General features: G+C 29.0%; 22 protein-coding genes. 1 reads left to right on the top strand and 21 read right to left on the bottom strand.

Translation table 11 applies throughout. The annotated features are described in order from the left end of the window. Window positions 1–22: 22 nt before the first annotated feature. From rlmN to BQ9840_RS01405, 11 genes are all read right to left on the bottom strand, one after another. Window positions 23–1,063, bottom strand: coding sequence for a 23S rRNA (adenine(2503)-C(2))-methyltransferase RlmN (rlmN, locus tag BQ9840_RS01455; RefSeq protein ID WP_077367353.1), 1,041 nt, complete (start codon window positions 1,061–1,063; stop codon window positions 23–25). A 53-nt stretch (window positions 1,064–1,116) separates the two neighbouring features. Then, entirely contained in the window at window positions 1,117–2,463 is a 1,347-nt protein-coding gene (gene rsmB / locus BQ9840_RS01450; RefSeq protein ID WP_077367351.1) for a 16S rRNA (cytosine(967)-C(5))-methyltransferase RsmB, read from the bottom strand. Window positions 2,464–2,524: 61 nt separating this feature from the next. After that, a complete protein-coding gene (locus tag BQ9840_RS01445) occupies window positions 2,525–3,211 on the bottom strand; it encodes a zinc metallopeptidase (RefSeq protein ID WP_077367349.1) in 687 nt (228 codons plus the stop codon). 10 nt (window positions 3,212–3,221) lie between these two features. Next, window positions 3,222–4,151 (bottom strand): methionyl-tRNA formyltransferase, encoded by a 930-nt coding sequence (fmt, locus tag BQ9840_RS01440; RefSeq protein ID WP_077367347.1) that lies wholly within the window; start codon window positions 4,149–4,151, stop codon window positions 3,222–3,224. A 10-nt stretch (window positions 4,152–4,161) separates the two neighbouring features. Further along, window positions 4,162–4,608 (bottom strand): peptide deformylase, encoded by a 447-nt coding sequence (def, locus tag BQ9840_RS01435; protein WP_077367345.1) that lies wholly within the window; start codon window positions 4,606–4,608, stop codon window positions 4,162–4,164. A 12-nt stretch (window positions 4,609–4,620) separates the two neighbouring features. Then, on the bottom strand, window positions 4,621–7,116 hold the full coding sequence (gene priA / locus BQ9840_RS01430) for a primosomal protein N' (protein ID WP_234978592.1): 2,496 nt from the start codon (window positions 7,114–7,116) through the stop codon (window positions 4,621–4,623). 38 nt (window positions 7,117–7,154) lie between these two features. Continuing rightward, entirely contained in the window at window positions 7,155–8,345 is a 1,191-nt protein-coding gene (gene coaBC / locus BQ9840_RS01425; protein ID WP_077367341.1) for a bifunctional phosphopantothenoylcysteine decarboxylase/phosphopantothenate--cysteine ligase CoaBC, read from the bottom strand. An 8-nt stretch (window positions 8,346–8,353) separates the two neighbouring features. Beyond that, the gene (rpoZ, locus tag BQ9840_RS01420; RefSeq protein ID WP_077367339.1) at window positions 8,354–8,563 is read right to left on the bottom strand and encodes a DNA-directed RNA polymerase subunit omega; all 210 of its coding nucleotides are present in this window, start codon (window positions 8,561–8,563) and stop codon (window positions 8,354–8,356) included. Window positions 8,564–8,576: 13 nt separating this feature from the next. Then, window positions 8,577–9,176 carry a guanylate kinase gene (gene gmk, locus BQ9840_RS01415; RefSeq protein WP_077367337.1) on the bottom strand — a complete coding sequence of 200 codons (600 nt, stop codon included), beginning with the start codon at window positions 9,174–9,176 and terminating at the stop codon, window positions 8,577–8,579. A gap of 2 nt (window positions 9,177–9,178) precedes the next feature. After that, window positions 9,179–9,457, bottom strand: a complete 279-nt coding sequence (remA, locus tag BQ9840_RS01410; protein ID WP_077367335.1) for an extracellular matrix/biofilm regulator RemA — start codon at window positions 9,455–9,457, stop codon at window positions 9,179–9,181. A 13-nt stretch (window positions 9,458–9,470) separates the two neighbouring features. Beyond that, window positions 9,471–10,352 (bottom strand): YicC/YloC family endoribonuclease, encoded by an 882-nt coding sequence (locus BQ9840_RS01405; RefSeq protein ID WP_077367333.1) that lies wholly within the window; start codon window positions 10,350–10,352, stop codon window positions 9,471–9,473. A gap of 202 nt (window positions 10,353–10,554) precedes the next feature. Here BQ9840_RS01405 and BQ9840_RS01400 point away from each other — a divergent pair, with 202 nt between their 5' ends. Continuing rightward, on the top strand, window positions 10,555–12,333 hold the full coding sequence (locus tag BQ9840_RS01400; RefSeq protein WP_077367331.1) for an Rqc2 family fibronectin-binding protein: 1,779 nt from the start codon (window positions 10,555–10,557) through the stop codon (window positions 12,331–12,333). Here the strand turns inward: BQ9840_RS01400 and pyrR are convergent. From pyrR to BQ9840_RS01355, 10 genes are all read right to left on the bottom strand, one after another. After that, complete coding sequence (gene pyrR, locus BQ9840_RS01395; RefSeq protein ID WP_077367329.1) at window positions 12,330–12,875, bottom strand: bifunctional pyr operon transcriptional regulator/uracil phosphoribosyltransferase PyrR; 546 nt, start codon at window positions 12,873–12,875, stop codon at window positions 12,330–12,332. The two genes, BQ9840_RS01400 and pyrR, sit on opposite strands and share 4 nt — an antisense overlap. A gap of 3 nt (window positions 12,876–12,878) precedes the next feature. Beyond that, window positions 12,879–13,799: an RluA family pseudouridine synthase gene (locus tag BQ9840_RS01390; protein ID WP_077367327.1), complete on the bottom strand. Its 921-nt coding sequence runs from the start codon at window positions 13,797–13,799 to the stop codon at window positions 12,879–12,881. A gap of 11 nt (window positions 13,800–13,810) precedes the next feature. After that, window positions 13,811–14,266: a signal peptidase II gene (gene lspA, locus BQ9840_RS01385; protein ID WP_077367325.1), complete on the bottom strand. Its 456-nt coding sequence runs from the start codon at window positions 14,264–14,266 to the stop codon at window positions 13,811–13,813. Between the two features lie 95 nt (window positions 14,267–14,361). Continuing rightward, the gene (locus BQ9840_RS01380; RefSeq protein WP_077367323.1) at window positions 14,362–14,985 is read right to left on the bottom strand and encodes a TraR/DksA C4-type zinc finger protein; all 624 of its coding nucleotides are present in this window, start codon (window positions 14,983–14,985) and stop codon (window positions 14,362–14,364) included. A gap of 13 nt (window positions 14,986–14,998) precedes the next feature. Then, window positions 14,999–15,277, bottom strand: a complete 279-nt coding sequence (locus BQ9840_RS01375) for a DUF5665 domain-containing protein (RefSeq protein ID WP_077367321.1) — start codon at window positions 15,275–15,277, stop codon at window positions 14,999–15,001. Between the two features lie 61 nt (window positions 15,278–15,338). Continuing rightward, window positions 15,339–15,467 (bottom strand): hypothetical protein, encoded by a 129-nt coding sequence (locus BQ9840_RS12925; RefSeq protein WP_255371019.1) that lies wholly within the window; start codon window positions 15,465–15,467, stop codon window positions 15,339–15,341. Between the two features lie 64 nt (window positions 15,468–15,531). Then, window positions 15,532–16,305, bottom strand: a complete 774-nt coding sequence (locus BQ9840_RS01370) for a bifunctional 3-deoxy-7-phosphoheptulonate synthase/chorismate mutase (RefSeq protein ID WP_077367319.1) — start codon at window positions 16,303–16,305, stop codon at window positions 15,532–15,534. A gap of 81 nt (window positions 16,306–16,386) precedes the next feature. Continuing rightward, window positions 16,387–16,914, bottom strand: coding sequence for a DivIVA domain-containing protein (locus BQ9840_RS01365; RefSeq protein WP_077367318.1), 528 nt, complete (start codon window positions 16,912–16,914; stop codon window positions 16,387–16,389). Window positions 16,915–16,928: 14 nt separating this feature from the next. Next, the gene (locus BQ9840_RS01360; protein WP_077367316.1) at window positions 16,929–17,714 is read right to left on the bottom strand and encodes a YlmH family RNA-binding protein; all 786 of its coding nucleotides are present in this window, start codon (window positions 17,712–17,714) and stop codon (window positions 16,929–16,931) included. A 13-nt stretch (window positions 17,715–17,727) separates the two neighbouring features. Next, window positions 17,728–17,994, bottom strand: coding sequence for a YggT family protein (locus BQ9840_RS01355; protein WP_077367314.1), 267 nt, complete (start codon window positions 17,992–17,994; stop codon window positions 17,728–17,730). Window positions 17,995–18,004 lie beyond the last annotated feature (10 nt).

Genomic DNA, 18,004 nt, shown 5'->3' with positions numbered 1-18,004 from the left:
ACCTCGCTATTTTGTAACGTGATCAACTTCTCTTACTTATATAATCTCTTCTAAGTTGACCACATGCAGCATTAATATCTGAGCCCATTTCTTTTCTTATTGTTGCATTTATTCCTCTTTTTTCTAATTCAATTTTAAAATTTGTTACCACTTCTGTATCTGCTTTGTTTTCTTTATATTCTCTTATAGGATTTAGAGGAATCAAATTAATATGACAATTAAGCCCTTTTAATATTCTACTTAATTCTTCTAAATCCTCTTTTCTATCGTTTTTATTCTTAATTAATGTATATTCAAATGTTATTCTTCTATTTGTTTTTTCAAAATAATAATGGCAAGCTTTTATTATTTCATCTATTGAATATACTTTGCCAATAGGCATCATCTTCTTTCTATCTTCATCAAAAGGAGAATGAAGGGATATAGACAAAGTTATTGGCAATTCTTCTTCTGCTAATTTATATATCTTAGGCACTATACCACAAGTAGATAATGTGATATTCCTAAAACTAAAATTTTGTCCTTTTTCATTATGTAATAAATAAAGAAACTTTAATACATTTTCATAGTTATCTAGCGGCTCACCACTTCCCATCAAAACTAAATTTGATAACTTGATATCAAGATTCCTTTGAATACCGTAAACTTGGCCCAATATCTCTCCTGGTGTCAAACTTCTAACAAGACCTTCCTTAGTGGATGCACAAAATGCACATCCCATTCTACAACCAACTTGCGTTGAAATACAAGCTGTAGTACCATAATTGTATTCCATAACTACACTTTCAATTATATTACCATCTTCTAATAAAAATAAGTATTTTTTTGTATTATCTACTTTTGAGTCATATCTCTCTACAATATCTAGATTACTTATATAGTAGTTTTTTTCTAGCTTGTCCCTTAAAGTTTTCGACAATACAGTTATATCAGATATTTTAGTTATCATGTTGCCATGAATAAAACTAAATGTTTGAACCCCTCTATATTCTTTTTCACCTATATTTTTAAATAATCCCTTTAATTCATCTATGGATAAGGATTTTAAATCTATCTTTTCCAATCAATCACTCCTAGCTTTTTCTAATACTATATTATACCATAAGGTATAACAGATTATCTATTTTTCTTAGTAAGTTTAGCAATGAAAAAACCATCCATTTGGTGGATATGAGGGTATAATTCAATATAACCATCTTTTGAAGTATTCATTGAATAGTTTGAACTAAGTAAGTGGTCAAATCCACAGAATTCAAAATTTTTATTTTCCTTCACAAAACCAGTTATTAAGTTTATATTTTCATCTTTCTCTATAGTACATGTACTATATACTAAAACTCCACCAGGTTTTAAATATCTACTACCATTTTTTAAAATAGTCTTTTGAATTTCAGTTATGCTTTTTATATCTTTTTCAACACGATTCCATTTTATCTCTGGCCTTCTTCTTATCATACCTAAACCAGTACATGGCGCATCAATTAATACATAATCTGCACTCTCAACTAAATTCTCATCAAATACAGTAGCATCAAATACTTCAGTTTTTATAATAGTACTACCTAATCTCTCATAATTTTCTTTGACTAGTTTTAGTTTATGTTCATAAATATCCCTTGCCAATATTCTACCATCATTATTCATTTTTTCTGAGATATGAGTAGTTTTACCTCCTGGGGCACTACATAGATCAATAACAAAGCTTCCCTTACTAGGATTCATAATTTGTGCAACTAGCATACTACTCTGATCTTGTATAGTAAATAACCCCTCTAAATACTCTTTCATATCAGTAATTCTATAAGGATTGTCAACTATAAGACCATCAAGAGAGTATTTTGTTTCACTTACTACAAAACCATTAGATTCAAGTATACTCTTTAATTCAACTCTAGTTGTTTTAGTAGTATTCACTCTTATATTTAATTTTGGTTTGTTATTGTTTTCTATACATAGTTTTTCAGTAAATTCCTCTCCATATTCTCCTATCCATCTTTTAACTAACCATTTAGGATGTGAGTACTTAATAGATAAGTAATCAATTTTATTTTTTTCATCTATATCTATTATACTTTCTTTTTTTCTAGAGATATTTCTAAGTATTCCATTTACAAATTTCACCGAACCAGGATTGGAATGCTTCCTTGCCAATTTCACAGACTCATTAACTGCTGCTCTATCTGGTATCTTTTCCATAAATCTTATTTGATATATCCCTATCCTTAATATTTCCAATATTACTGGTTCCATTTTATTTAATTTTATTTTAGAAAACTTTCCTATTATATAATCTAAATATAATCTATTTTCTAATACACCATAAACTATTTCTCTAACTAAGCTTTCATCAAGCTTTCCCAACTCACCTTTTAAATTTCTCTTTATAGCTATATTTGAATAAGCTCCATCTTGATTTACTTCCATCAATATCTTAAGAGCCGTATCTCTTGCTCCAATACTCATAGTATCACCTCAAATATTATTATATACAAAAAAACAAAAAATAAGAGGTGAAATCACCTCTTTAGTCTCTTCTTCTATTAGAAGATAATATCAATCTTATAAGCTGACCAATAGCAACTAATGTCGCTGCAACATATGTCAGTGCAGCTGCCTTTAATACTTCTTTTGCAGGTCCCATTTCATTAGAACTTATAAATCCCGATTCTAATTGCACTAATGCTCTTCTACTTGCATTAAATTCTACAGGTAAAGTTACTACTTGAAACAATACTACAGCAAGATATAATATTATACCTGCATTTACCAATGTAGAACTACTCATTAAAAATCCTAGAAGTATCAAAACCCAAACAAAACGTGCTCCAATATTTGCTACAGGTGCAATATTGTTTCTTACAATCAGTGGAAAATAGCCTTCACCATGCTGTATAGCATGACCTGTTTCATGAGCTGCAACACTTAACGCTGCAATAGAAGTACCATTATATACATTCGATGATAGTCTTATAACATTTGTTCTAGGATCATAATGATCTGTAAGTTGGCCATCAATAGGTTCTACTCTCACATTATAAAGCCCATTTCTATCTAAAATCATTCTAGCAACTTCTCTTCCAGTATAACCAGAATAACTGGGTACCCTAAGATATTTACTAAATGCACTATTTACTTTTGCTTGAGCATATAGTGATAAAAGTATCGCTGGAAGGAGAATAATCATTCCTGGATCATAATAGTAACCATACATACGATCCCTCCTATTCTAAAACTATTCCTACTTCTAAATTATTACCCTTGATGAACTCACTAACTAGCATTTTTCTTTTTCCTGGGAATTGTAATTCTTCAATTACAACACATGAATCTTTTGTATTAACAAATACACCTTCTTCAGTTACCTTTACAATTTGCCCATTTACACCATCTTTAAACTTATCGGTAACCCTAGCCTTATGAATTTTTATATTTAAATCATTATAAAAAGTATATGCAAAAGGCCATGGCTTTAATCCACGAATAAAATTTACAATCTCTTCACCTGACTTACTCCAATCAATCCTTCCCATCTTCTTGTAAATCATAGGGGCATAATTTGCCTTTGAGTGATCTTGCTCTACAGGGTTAATATACCCTTCTTTTACTCCTTTTAAAGCTTTAACTATTAGATTTCCTCCCAAGTTTGATAATTTATCATGAATAGTTATTGAATCGTCTTCTTCTGTTATTGGTATGCTCTCTTTAAGCAATATATCTCCTGTATCCAATCCTTTACCCATCTTCATAATTGTTATACCAGTTTCACTTTCACCATTTATTATAACCCAGTTTATAGGTGCAGCACCTCTATATCTTGGTAAAAGAGATGCATGAATATTGATACAACCATATTTAGGTATAGAAAGTATTTCCTCTTTAAGAATTTGTCCATAAGCAGCCACTACTATAAAATCAGGTTGTATATCCCTTATCTTTTTAATACTTTCCTCACTATTTATGTCTTTTGGCTGAAAAACTTCTAAACCTAATTCTAAAGCCTTTTCTTTCACAGGTGTTGGTAATAACTTTTTACCTCTACCTTTTGGTTTATCCTCCTGAGAAACAACAAGTGGTATATTGTTATTTTCTTCAAATAGTTTTTGCAATGGGAAAACTGCAAAATCAGGCGTACCCATATAAATAATCTTCATATGCACACTCCTACTCTTCTTCTATAGTTTTATCTATAAAAAGTATTCCATTCAAATGATCAATCTCATGACACATAGCCCTTGCTAAAAGACCAGTTCCTTCTAGTTCTTTTTCATTTCCATCTAAATCTAAATACTTAATCTTTACTTTCTCAGGTCTTTCTACTTTTCCAGAAACACCAGGAACGCTTAAACACCCTTCATAGTCTATGCTTGCCCCATTAGTTTCTATTATCTCTGGGTTAATAAGCTTTAAAAGTCCATCTCCAACATCTATAACTACAACTCTTCTTAAAACTCCAACTTGTGGTGCAGCTAAACCAACACCTTCGCTTTCATACATAGTTTCTGCCATATCATCCAATAATGTTATTATTCTATCATTTATATCAGTTATTTCCCTAGATTTTTTTCTTAAAATAGGGTCTTCTGAATACCTAAGTTGTCTGATTGCCATATTTCATTCCCCCTACAATATTGAATTTGGATTAATATCTATACTATATTTTAAATTACTAAATTGTTTCTTTTGACTATTATTAATACATACCCACTTAACCACTTCTTTTAACATATCCATGTTTTTATTATCTGCTTTAATAATAACTTGCCATCTATAATTATTATTAAGTTTCTCTAAAGGAGCTGGATTAGGTCCAAATATATCATATATCAACTTACTTTTATCTACTTTTTTTAACTCCTTCAAAATACTATTATATATATCTTTCGAATATAATTCCACTTTTTTTTCTTCAGTACCATATGTAATTATAGTAATGATACTCTTAAAAGGAGGATAATCAAATTCTTTTCTTATTTTAATCTCTCTATTATAAAACTCAATATAATCATAATCCTTGGCAAGGTCAATACTAAAATGGTTTGGATTATATGTTTGTACAATCACTTTTCCCTCAAAATCTCCTCTACCAGCTCTTCCTGCTACCTGTGTCAGTAGCTGATAAGTTCTTTCTGAGGATCTAAAATCAGGTAAATTTAAGCTTGTATCAGCAGCTATAATACCAACCAAAGTTACAAATGGAAAATCTAAACCCTTTGTTATCATTTGTGTGCCAATTAGGATATCAATTTCTCCTTTTTTCATACTATTAAATATTTTTAAATGGCTATTCTTTTTACTTGTAGTATCTAAATCCATTCTAGCCACTTTAGCTTGTGGAAAATATTTTTTTATTTCTTCTTCTATTTTTTGCGTCCCAATGCCAAAATATTTTATATATTTACTTTTACAATCTGGACATATTGTTGGAGCTTTTATTGATAACCCACAATAGTGACATTTAAGTCTGTTTTCTTTTAAGTGATAAGTCATAGTTACATCACAATTTTTACACTTTACAACATAACCACATTTCCTACAAGATACAAAAGTTGAATACCCTCTTCTATTTAAAAACAACATAGTTTGCTTTTTGTTTTTTAGGTTCTTTCCTATTGCATTAAATAACTCATTACTAAATATTGATTTATTACCTTTATCTAATTCTTCCCTCATATCTATTATACTCATTTCAGGTAAAGCTTTATTATTTACTCTTTCAGCTAAGGTAATCAAACCAATTTCACCATTTACAGCTCTATAATAGGTTTCAATCGAGGGAGTAGCCGTTCCCATCACCAATGTAGCGCCTTCAATTTTACATCTTCTATCTGCAACTTGAATCACATCATATTTAGGATTCATACTAGACTTATAGCTATTTTCATGTTCTTCATCTATTACTATCAATCCCAAATTTTTAAAAGGAGCAAAAATTGCAGATCTTGCACCAACTACTATTTGTACCTTTCCTTCCCTTATCCTTCTCCACTCATCAAATCTTTCACCATAAGAAAGTCTACTATGGAGTACTGCTACATTTCCTCCAAATCTTCCAACGAACCTTTCTACCGTTTGTGGTGTAAGAGATATTTCAGGAACTAATACTATTACATCTTTTCCATTTTTCAAGTATTCCTCTATTAGCTGTAGATAAATTTCCGTCTTTCCACTACCTGTAACTCCATGAATTAAAAATGTATCATATTTTTTATTCTTTATATCAGTTAATATAGTATCTAAACATTGCTTTTGTAAAACAGTCAAATGATGTTTGTCATATTTTAAAATTTGACTAGGTATAGGATCTCTCAGCACCTCTTTTTCAACAATAGTTAGCTTTCCCTTTTTCTGTAGTGCTTTTACCACTCCTGAAGATGTATTAGTAGCTTTTAAAAGGTTCTTCATAGAAATTTCTTTTACTTCATAAAGGTACTTAAGTATTTCTTTTTGCTTTATTGCCCTATTATCTAAATCTGACAACAATTCTTCAATTTTAATTTTTCTATTATTTAAATACACATACTTCTCATATTTTTTATTTATCTTTGTCTCTACTTCTAAAGTTGTTTCAACAAATCCTTTTTCTTCTAATTGCCTAATAGTTTTAAAGAGTCTTCCACTATTTATATTACTCTTCAACTCTTCATAACTCACTCTTTCTCTTTTCATAAGTAAATGCATAATATCAACTTCTAATGAAGATAAATCACTATTTTTATCTGTTGTATATTTATTGCCAATATATATATAAGTATTTAATCTTTTAAAATCACCTGGCGGCATAGCTACACGAAGTGCATCCATGTAAGATGATAGATAGTAATTCCTCATCCATAAACATAATTCTATCATTTCTTTTGATACTATAGGTTTATCATCTAATACTTCCTCTATATATTTTAGCCTATTAATATCTACATTATCATATTCTATTTTTATAACAATACCTTTTATCATCCTATTTCCCAAACCAAATGGTACTATTACCCTCATGCCTTCCCTTATATCATCTTCCATTTCTTTTCTAATAAGATAAGTATAAGGTTTGTCTGTATTTGAAGCTTTGTTATCTATGATGACTTTGGCAGTAAGTAAATTCATACTATCAATCCTCTTCATATTAAAAATTAAAAGCTAGAAGTTAATTAATCTAGCTTTTAATTTAACAATTTTGCTACTTTATCTAAAATAACATTTGCTAATTCTTTTTTACTCATAAGTGGATATTCCATAATGTCACCACTTTTATCTATAATACTTGCTATATTGGTATCAGTTTTAAATCCAGCACCTTCTCTAGATACATCATTTACCACTATAAAGTCAAAGTTCTTTCTCTTTAACTTTCCCTTAGCATGTTCTATGATATTATCTGTTTCAGCTGCAAATCCAACTAAAATCTTTTCAGCCTTTTTCTTACCAAAATACATAGCTATATCTGGATTTTTAACAAATTTTAATTCTAATGTATCCTCATCTTTTTTTATCTTTGATTTACTAACAACTAGAGGTCTATAATCAAGAGGTGCTGCAGACTTAATCAGTACATGACAATCATCAAATTCCTCTTCTACAGCATTTAACATCTCCATAGTAGTATTAACTCTTATGGCTTTTATACCACTTGGAATATTAAGATTTGTTGGTCCTGTAACTAAAACTACTTCTGCACCTCTATTTCTAGCTTCTTCTGCTAGTGAGTAGCCCATCTTTCCACTTGAGAAATTTGTCATATACCTGACAGGATCTAGTGGTTCCATAGTTGGACCAGCAGTAACTATAATCTTTTTGCCTTTCAAATCATCTTTAACCAATCTGCTTTCAATATATTTAACAATATCTATAGGTTCAGCCATTTTCCCTGTTCCATAATCTCCACAAGCCAAACGACCTTCACTAGGATTAATAAATTCATAATTCAAGTTCTTTAATTTATTGATATTTTCAACCACAATAGGATTTAAATACATGTTTGTATTCATAGCAGGTGCAAAAACAACTTTTGCATTAGTAGCCATTATTACTGTTGTAAGCATATCATCTGCAATTCCATTAGCTACTTTACCAATAATATTAGCAGTTGCAGGTGCAATCAATACTATATCAGAACTTTGAGCTAATGAAATATGTTCAACTTCCCAAGTCTTTGGTTCAGAAAACATATCTACATAAACAAAGTTTTGGGAAAGTGTTTGAAATGTCAAAGGTGCAACAAATTCAGTTGCAGCTTTAGTCATTATAACTTTAACATTTGCATTTAATTTTTTAAGCTTACTTACCACATCAGCAACTTTATATGCTGCTATTCCACCTGTTACACCTACTAGTACATTTTTGCCGTCTAACATTTTATCACCTACTTTAATCCTTTTATCTCAGGTCTTCTATATGAAATTTTGTCTTCTAATATTTCCGCAATTGCTATACTAACAGGTTTAGTTGAATCAGTATCTATATAAGGTTTAGAACCATCTACTATTTGTCTCGCTCTTTTAGAAGTAAGCATAACTAAAGTATACCTACTGTCTGCTTTTTTTGTTATTTCTCCAATAGAAGGATGTAACATCCCAAATACCTCCTTATAATATATTATTAATATTTTTTATTTGTCTTTCTGTCTTGCATTTTTCTGCTTGAATGATAGATTCTACTTTATTTACCGCTTTTATTACTTCATCATTAACTACAACATAATCATACTCATTTATATATTCTAATTCTTTGTTGGCATTATTTAATCTTATCTCGATATTTTCTAAGCTTTCAGTACCCCTCTTTATAATTCTGTTTTTTAGTTCTTCCATAGAAGGTGGAAGAATAAAAATAAATATTGCTTTTGGATATATTTCTTTTATCTGCATTGCTCCTTGTACATCAATTTCTAGAAGTACATCATTTCCTTTTTCTATTTTATCAAAAACAAAACTTTTTGGAGTACCATAATAATTTGTATGTACATGTGCATATTCCAAAAATTCATTATTTTTAATCATTGATTCAAACTTTTCTTCATTTATAAAAAAATAATCTACACCATCAATTTCCCCTTCTCGAGCTTCTCTAGTTGTTGCAGAAATTGATATATTAATTTTTCCATTTCTCTTAAGAAGTTCTTTATATATAGTACCTTTTCCACAGCCAGAAGGTCCTGAAACCACTAATAATAAGCCTTCTTCCATGTCTATTCCTCCTTTTTGTTTCCTTCAATATCTATTGTATCTTTGTTATTCAATCTATGAGCAACAGTCTCTGGTTGTACAGCTGAGAGTATAATATGATCACTATCTGTAATGATAACAGCTCTTGTTCTTCGTCCATAAGTTGCATCGATTAGCATTCCCCTATCTCTAGCTTCTTGAATCATTCTCTTAATAGGAGCTGACTCAGGACTTACAATAGCAATTATCCTATTTGCTGAAACTATATTGCCAAATCCAATATTAATAAGCTTAATATTCATATCTTAACCTCCTTTATTCTATGTTTTGAATTTGCTCCCTAATCTTCTCAAGTTCACTCTTTATTTCTACAACAGTATTTCCAATTTCAATATCACTAGATTTAGAACCAATAGTATTTACTTCTCTATTTAACTCTTGAATAAGAAAATCAAGTTTCCTACCCACTGATTCCTCGCTATCTAAGCAATCATTAAGTTGTTTAATATGACTATTAAACCTAACTATTTCTTCAGTTATATTACTTCTATCAGCATAAAATACAACTTCGTTTTCAAGTTTGCAATCATCTAGTTTATACTCTTCAAGAAGAAGTTCTTCAACTCTTTCTTTTAGTTTTATTCTATATTCTTCAACAACTAAAGGTGCTCTCTCCTTTATTATATCTATCAATTCTTTTATTTTTACAGTTCTATGCCTAATATCCTTTACAAGCTCTTCGCCTTCTCTTATTCTCATTTCAACTACATTGTTAAGAGCTTCATTCAAAGCTGTTTGAAGACATAACCAAATCTCATTTTCATCATCTTCTGTTCTATCTGCTTTTATAATATCCGGCATCTTTATTAAGTGTTCTAATGTGATTTTTTCATCTAATTCTAATTCATTAACTATACTCTCAAAAGCTATCTTATATGACTTTGCTAATGAAGTATTTACTTTAACTTCCGTATTTCCATCATCAATATACTCTAAAGCAATATATACTTCAACTCTACCTCTATTTATATATTCCTTTATTAATTTTTTTGTATTTTCTTCAACATAGCTTATATACTTAGGTAATTTAATTATAATATCATTGTATCTATGATTTAAAGTTTTTATCTCAACTGTAAATGTATGTACTCCATCACTATACTCTCCCCTGCCAAAACCCGTCATACTCTTTATCATATTCCTCACCCTTTCATATGTTTTAATGAACATCAACAAAAGCTAATTATTTGTGTAATTAAATATAAATTATAGTGCTATTACTTTAATTAATCCATAGACTATTACAAAAGTTTAATATCTTCTTCTTGTTGTATAAACTATTTATTTATTGATAATTAAATGCTATACTTAACATAATAAGAGAATTGGAGGAGTTTAAATGTCTTTTGATGGAATCGTAACAAGAAATATAGCTTATGAACTAAAATGTATACTAAGTGAAAGTAAAGTAGATAAAATTTATCAGCAAGAAAAAGATGAGATTTTGATTCATCTTCGCAAACTAGGTAAAAACTATAAGCTATTAATTTCTGCAAGTAGTAATAACCCTAGAATATATCTAACAGAATACTCAAAACAAAATCCCTCTTCTCCACCTATGTTTTGTATGCTAATGAGAAAACATTTGATAGGTGGTGTAATTACTGATATATATCAATATGAATTAGATAGAATTATAAGTATAGATATAAAATCAATGGATGAAATGGGAGAATTGAGTACTAAGCATTTAATCATTGAGATAATGGGAAAACATAGTAATATTATATTAGTTGATAAATCCTCTAATGTAATAATAGACTCTATAAAAAGGGTTTCTGCTGACATGAGCAGGGTACGTCAAGTTCTTCCAGGTCTTAAATATAACTTCCCTCCTTCAGGGAATAAAGTTAATCCTATTGATATTAGCTTTAATACTTTTATAGAAAAAATTAATAATAACAATGGAAATATACCCGTTTTCAAATTTTTATATACAAACTTTATTGGATTAAGTCCATTAATCAGTAGAGAAATATGCTATAGAAGTTCAATTGATGAAAGAAAAACCTTAGAGTATTTAGATGATAATGATAAAGAAAAAGTCTATAATGCTTTTAAGAATTTAATGAACGATATATCCCTTAACAAATATAATCCTAATATTGTATACCATATGGACAGAGATGAAATACTCGCTTTTCATTCATTGGCATTAACACAATATGGAGATATGACTGTTGAACAAAATCCTTCTATAAGCTATATTTTAGATAAATACTATTACAATAAGGATTTAATCGATAGAATAGGTCAAAAATCTCTATCTATGAAAAAATCTATTCAAGTAAAACTTGATAGATCATTGAAAAAACTAATTAAGCAAAAAGAGGAATTAGCAGAAGCAGAAAATAGAGAGCATTATAAAATCTATGGTGATTTAATATCCTCAAATATATACAAAATTTCAAAGGGAATGAGTAGTATTGAACTAGAGAATTTCTATACAGAAAATATGGAAAAAATAACAGTTACATTAGATCCAAAGCTATCCCCATCAGAAAATGCTCAAAAGAATTATAAAAAATATGCTAAGCTAAAAAATGCTGAAAAATTGTTAAAAGATCAAATTCTTCAAAATGAATCTGAAATAGAATATTTAGAAAATGTTTTAATAAGTATCGACAATTGTACAGAAGTATATGAATTAGATGAAATTAAAGAAGAACTAATAAATGAAGGATATATTAAAGGTTCAAATAAGGCAAAGAAGAAAAAAACTAAATCTAAAGTATCTAAGCCACATCATTTTGTATCTTCTGATAACTTCAATATATATGTTGGAAAAAACAATGTGCAAAATGATTATTTAACTTTAAAATTTGCAAATAAAGATGATTTATGGCTTCATACAAAAGATATTCCAGGAAGCCATGTGATAATAAGAACAGAAAATAAAGAAATTCCAGATAGTACACTATATGAGGGGGCATTGTTAGCTGCATTTTATAGTAAAGCCAAGAGTTCCCAAAATGTTCCAGTTGACTATGCCTACAAAAAAAATGTAAAAAAGCCCAATGGTGCTAAGCCAGGTATGGTAATCTATGAAAATAATAATACACTTTTCATAAATCCTTCTAAAAGTGAAGTTGATAAGATAAAAAAGGTAGAAAATTAATTTCTACCTTTTTCTTTTATTACAACCTGATCTATACTGTCGATTTCATGGAAGTTAACACTAACAATTTCACTTCTAGAAGTAGGTACATTTTTGCCAACATAATCTGCCCTAATAGGTAACTCCCTATGACCTCTATCTATTAATACAGCAAGTTGTACTTTCCTTGGCCTACCTTTATCAATTAATGCATCTAATGCTGCTCGTACAGTTCTTCCTGTAAATATAACATCATCAACTAATACAACTATTTTATCATTAATATTAACTTCAAAATCATCATTAATTACAACAGGACTCTCATATTTTTCTGTCAAATCATCTCTATATAATGCTATATCTAAAGTAAGTACAGGAATTTTAACACCTTCAATTTCATTTATCTTAGTTGAAAGTCTTTTAGCAAAAGGTACACCTCTTGTTTTTATACCTACTAATACTAAATTTTCAGTACCTCTATTTCTCTCAAGTATCTCATTTGCTATTCTAGTAGTAGCTCTTTCAATAGCCTTTTTATCTAAAATTGTTGCCTTAGTAGTCATGAATTATCCCCCTATCCTTTTTCTCAATATGTTTATTACATTGTTAAAACAAGTAGGCAAATCACATTCAAATTCCATGTACTCTTTACTTCTCGGATGAATTAGGCCTAATTTTTTTGCATGAAGTAATTGACCATTTGTATTAAATTTAGTTTTTATATTTGAATAAACAGGATCTCCCACTACAGGATGATTAATATGTGCCATATGGACTCTTATTTGATGAGTCCTACCAGTTTCTAACTTTGCCTTAATCAATGAATAGTTATTAAAGCTCTCCATTAATTCATAATTAGTAATGGCTTCTTTGCTATTTATATTTGTAACAGCCATTTTCTTTCTATCCTTTGGATTTCTACCAATGGGAGCATTTATCGTCCCCTTATCTACATTTAAATTTCCATGAACTAATGCTGTATATACCCTACTAATATTATGCTCCTTTAACTGTTCTGCTAATACAAGGTGTGCAAAATCATTTTTTGCAATTACTAACAAACCAGAAGTATCCTTGTCAATCCTATGTACTATTCCAGGCCTTATGATTCCATTTACAGAAGAAAGGCTATCCATGTGAAATAAAAGTGCATTGACAAGTGTTTTTGAATAATTGCCTGGAGCTGGATGAACAACCATCCCCTTAGGTTTATTTATGACTGCAATATCCTCATCTTCATAAACTATATCTATGGGTATATTTTCTGGAATTATTTCAATTTCCTTAGGCTTAGATAGTTTAACTGTTATATAATCTCCTTCTTTTATTAGATATCTTGATTTTACAGTCTTGCCATTAACCTCTACAAATTTGTCTTTAATAAGTTTTTGAATATAAGTTCTCGACAATTCATCTAACTCTTTAGCCAAAAATGCATCAATTCTTCCACTGTCCTCTTCACCAACATATATATTAACAATTTTCATTATTTCCTCCATTAAACTTCATATTTCTCAAATAAAATCATTATTACTATTAAAATAGTTGATATAACAATAAAACAATCAGCTATATTAAACACAGGAAACTCATACCCATTACTGAATCTAACGGATATAAAATCTACAACATATGATAAACGAATTCTATCAATTAGATTTCCTATTGCACCTGCTAAAAGCATTACTAATGAAACCTTCATCAGCTTACTTAAATGATAAAAGTTTTTCTTTAAAAACACTATTATTGTGATAATGACAATCAAAGTTGTGATTATAAAGAAATACTTCTTATTCTGCATTACACCGAATGCGGCACCATAATTTTCTACGTAATTCAGTTTTAGAAAATCTTTAATCAAAACAATAGGTTCATTAAATTTTAAATGTTTAACTGCTAAGTATTTTGTAAATTGATCCAATAAAACAATAAGAAAAAACATTGCATACAACAAGTCAATTTCCTCCTCTAATACTAATTATATATAATATTCTAATCCATTACTGTATTTATTACAACAAAAATAGCTAGTTTTACTAAACTAGCTAACTAGAGGGTATCTTTATAATATTCTTCAGAAATACTTTCTACATCTTCGACTACTCCATCTTCTGTATCATCAAATACATTTTGCATGTCTCCAGTGGAACTAGATGGATCTCTCTCTACCCTATTATACTTTGCTACCTCTTGATAAGCATCTTCCTTATCATACTGAACCCCAGCATTCATAAGCTCCCCCATATGACTTTTACCAAAAGGCATTAAAACATCTTCTTCCTCCGGTCTCCAACTCATCTTTTTTTCTATAGGAATTTTTTTATTAGCACATTCCATACAAGTTTTAATATATGGTACCAAATTCAATCTTTCCTCTGAAATTTCACTACCACATATTTCACAGATACCATAATTTCCTTCTTCAATACGTCTTAGAGAAGTTTCTATTTCATATAGAGTATCGTTGTTTTTATTCTTAAGACCCATATCATGTTCCATCATAAACATTTCTGTTCCTAAATCCCCTGGATGATTATCATAAGAAGACAATTCACTTGCGTATTCCTCCATAGAACCAAATTTATTTTCTTTCATCTTTTTTAATATATTTTCAACTTTCTTTTTTTCTTCTATTAATTTGTCTTTAAAATATAGAAGTTTATCTCTATCCATAGTTACCTCCAAACTATAGGTTTTCCTGTACTATTTTTACTATTTCAGTTATAAAATCTCCAATAAGTGGCAAGTTTAATTTTATTATTTGTTGCATCAAATATAAAAATAGAGCTCCTAACAATGTAAAACCTATGGCCATACCAAATCCTCTTGCTAATCCTTGAACAAAATTTACATATAATAGTCTTTTTCTATTGTTTATTAAATCAACATATTCAGTTATTTTAGTTTTTTCTAAAGCTAATGCTATTTCATCAATTTTTTTATTAATATCTTTTTCTTTTCTCACATGACTCCCCTCAGTGATAATATTCCCATTTATATCTTATTAATGCTATGCTTTTAATGCCTTAAAATATATAAAATGACAATAATAATAAAAACAATAATGCACTATCTCGTGACAGTTTAGCCTCCCATATCCACAAAAGTATTAAGAAAAATAATAACAAATAATCATCATACTTTATTTTGTCCATAAAAAAACCTCCTATATCTATATTCTTAATACATAATATGGATATAAGAGTTTTAGTTTACATTCTAATAAAAATGGACTTTTAATTTTTCAATTTCATCTACTAATACCTTAAAACCATCAAAATCTAAAGATTGATCACCATCAGAAAGAGCTTTTGATGGTTCTGGATGGACTTCAACGATTATCCCATCTGCCCCAATAGCTAATGCTGCCTTTGTTGCAGGTATTATAAGTTCACGCCTACCTGTCCCATGACTTGGATCTATAATTATTGGATATTCTGATAAGTTCTTAATTATTGGTACACTTACTAAATCTAATGTATTTCTTGTATAGTCCGAAAAAGTTCTTATTCCTCTTTCACAAAGTATAATATCTTCATTTCCTTCAAGTCTAATATACTCAGCAGCCATAAGCCATTCTTCAATAGTTGCACTCATACCTCTTTTTAAAAGTACAGGTTTTTTAACACTACCAACTTCTTTTAACAGAGCAAAGTTCTGCATATTTCTAGAACCTATCTGAATTATATCTATATATTCACATCCTAATTCCACATCTCTTGGGTCCATAATCTCAGAAACTACTAAAAGCCCATATTTTTCTTTTATGGCTTTCAATATTTTAAGTCCATCATACTCTAAACCTTGAAAAGTATTTGGATTAGTTCGAGGCTTAAAAGCACCACCCCTTAAAATCTTTATACCAATAGAACTTAAGAATTTCCCTATTCTATCCATTTGTTCTTCACTTTCTACTGCGCATGGACCTGCCATTATATTAAAGTCCTTATTTCCAATAGTCGTATCATTATCTAATTTTATGTTCTTTGTCATTTACCTTCCTCCAAAATATTAATACCACATATAATATTTATTATATTTTGTTGCTTCTGTCAAGGAGCAAAAAAAAAGAGGCTATGCCCCTAAGTCATCTACATCATCTGTATTTTCATCAACAATAACTTCATCTATTAAATCATTTGTAGATGCCTTCTCAATTTCTTCATAATAACTCTCAAGTGAAGTAAGCTGGCCCTCTATTAATGATTTAAACTTAGTCTTAAAAACATAGATCTCTTTTCTCAAATTTTCATATTCTTTTTGAATATTAATAACCTCATCATGAGCATCTTCAATTATTCTTCTTGCTTTACTTTCAGCTTCCATTATTATTAATTCTGATTTTTGTTTTGCTGTATTAGTTACTTCCTCTGCTGTTCCCTGAGCTATAACTAAAGTATTTTTAAGTGTATCTTCTAAATTATTGTACTGTTTTAATTGATCTGTTAAAATACTAATCTTGTCTTTTAATTCAATATTTTCTTTATAAAGATTTTCATAATCTACGATGATTTCATCTAAAAAACTATCAACATCTGTTTCTTTGTATCCTCTAAAGGACTTATTAAATTCTTTGTTTTGAATATCTAATGGTGTAAGCATTTCTTTCACTCCATTTATAAAAGTATTCTAGTCATAACCTTTATTCTATCTTTTTTTGTTCTATGTAAAATTGAATAAAGTTTAAATCTTCCATATCCTCTCACAGATATAATATCTCCTTCTTCTACTTCAAAATGAGCCTTTTCTATTGGCTCCCAATTCACCTTTACTCTTCTATTTTTGATAATATTTATACTATCATTCCTCGATATATTATAAACCTTACTTATAATACTATCTAATCTAAGAGAAGGAAGAGTAAAGGTAATTTCTTTAAAATCAACTTTTCCTTCTCTTAGATCATCTCTATTAATAGTTTTAACTTTAACATTACTGTTTTTAACCTTATTTAAATTCAAAACTATAAAATCTGATATGCCATTATCTGTTATTACTTGAACATTATCCTCATGTATTAAAATATCCCCAACTTTTTCTCTTGTTATACCTAAACTTAATATAGACCCCAAAAAATCACTATGTTTAAGTCCATTTATATTCCCAGTAATAGATATCGGAGTGATAGGGCAGTCTTCTAAATAAAAAGATTTGTACTCAGGATAAATTACAATTACTTTTCTTTCAGCTTTGGTAAAACCACCATCTTCTACATATGAAACTTGATCAAATCTGTTTAATATTGATTTGGCAAGTCTACATTCATAGGGGTTTAAAAAGTTTGTACTTTGTATCTGATGTGTATTATAAACTATCTCTATTTTATCTAAAATTCTCCTCATATTTAATACCTGTTCAGCATCTTTTATATGTGCAATGTACTTTTCTTTATCATAAAACATATAATCACCATCATTAAAAAATTATGCTAATAATTATATACCTTGCTACCCTCAAAAATAACACGGCAAGAAGTGGTGAAAAATCTATAAGACCTATATCTAAGCCTAATTTATATAATAGTTCTCTACAAGGACTTAAAATTGGTTCTGTCATGCTATAAATAAACTTGCCAAAAAAATTATTCATATTAATTGGTATATAAGATAATATAATTCTAACTAGTATAAATAATTCTATTAAATTAAATAGAATATTTAAAGCTGTAAATAAAACTGTCATTCAACTACCC

It is taken from the genome of Anaerosalibacter sp. Marseille-P3206 (genome assembly GCF_900155565.1).
GTDB lineage: Bacteria > Bacillota > Clostridia > Tissierellales > Sporanaerobacteraceae > FUHM01.
The sequence above is the reverse complement of the archived record's forward strand: the minus strand, read 5'-3'. Positions and strand labels throughout refer to the sequence as shown.

Excerpts from the sequence above, each read along its gene's own strand:
- rsmB (WP_077367351.1), bottom strand. The coding sequence starts at position 2,463 with ATGAGTATTGGAGCAAGAGATACGGCTCTTAAGATATTGATGGAAGTA.
- BQ9840_RS01445 (WP_077367349.1), bottom strand. The coding sequence starts at position 3,211 with ATGTATGGTTACTATTATGATCCAGGAATGATTATTCTCCTTCCAGCG.
- fmt (WP_077367347.1), bottom strand. The coding sequence starts at position 4,151 with ATGAAGATTATTTATATGGGTACGCCTGATTTTGCAGTTTTCCCATTG.
- def (WP_077367345.1), bottom strand. The coding sequence starts at position 4,608 with ATGGCAATCAGACAACTTAGGTATTCAGAAGACCCTATTTTAAGAAAA.
- priA (WP_234978592.1), bottom strand. The coding sequence starts at position 7,116 with ATGAAGAGGATTGATAGTATGAATTTACTTACTGCCAAAGTCATCATA.
- coaBC (WP_077367341.1), bottom strand. The coding sequence starts at position 8,345 with ATGTTAGACGGCAAAAATGTACTAGTAGGTGTAACAGGTGGAATAGCA.
- rpoZ (WP_077367339.1), bottom strand. The coding sequence starts at position 8,563 with ATGTTACATCCTTCTATTGGAGAAATAACAAAAAAAGCAGACAGTAGG.
- gmk (WP_077367337.1), bottom strand. The coding sequence starts at position 9,176 with ATGGAAGAAGGCTTATTATTAGTGGTTTCAGGACCTTCTGGCTGTGGA.
- remA (WP_077367335.1), bottom strand. The coding sequence starts at position 9,457 with ATGAATATTAAGCTTATTAATATTGGATTTGGCAATATAGTTTCAGCA.
- BQ9840_RS01405 (WP_077367333.1), bottom strand. The coding sequence starts at position 10,352 with ATGATAAAGAGTATGACGGGTTTTGGCAGGGGAGAGTATAGTGATGGA.
- BQ9840_RS01400 (WP_077367331.1), top strand. The coding sequence starts at position 10,555 with ATGTCTTTTGATGGAATCGTAACAAGAAATATAGCTTATGAACTAAAA.
- pyrR (WP_077367329.1), bottom strand. The coding sequence starts at position 12,875 with ATGACTACTAAGGCAACAATTTTAGATAAAAAGGCTATTGAAAGAGCT.
- BQ9840_RS01390 (WP_077367327.1), bottom strand. The coding sequence starts at position 13,799 with ATGAAAATTGTTAATATATATGTTGGTGAAGAGGACAGTGGAAGAATT.
- BQ9840_RS01380 (WP_077367323.1), bottom strand. The coding sequence starts at position 14,985 with ATGGATAGAGATAAACTTCTATATTTTAAAGACAAATTAATAGAAGAA.
- BQ9840_RS12925 (WP_255371019.1), bottom strand. The coding sequence starts at position 15,467 with ATGGACAAAATAAAGTATGATGATTATTTGTTATTATTTTTCTTAATA.
- BQ9840_RS01370 (WP_077367319.1), bottom strand. The coding sequence starts at position 16,305 with ATGACAAAGAACATAAAATTAGATAATGATACGACTATTGGAAATAAG.
- BQ9840_RS01365 (WP_077367318.1), bottom strand. The coding sequence starts at position 16,914 with ATGCTTACACCATTAGATATTCAAAACAAAGAATTTAATAAGTCCTTT.
- BQ9840_RS01360 (WP_077367316.1), bottom strand. The coding sequence starts at position 17,714 with ATGTTTTATGATAAAGAAAAGTACATTGCACATATAAAAGATGCTGAA.
- BQ9840_RS01355 (WP_077367314.1), bottom strand. The coding sequence starts at position 17,994 with ATGACAGTTTTATTTACAGCTTTAAATATTCTATTTAATTTAATAGAA.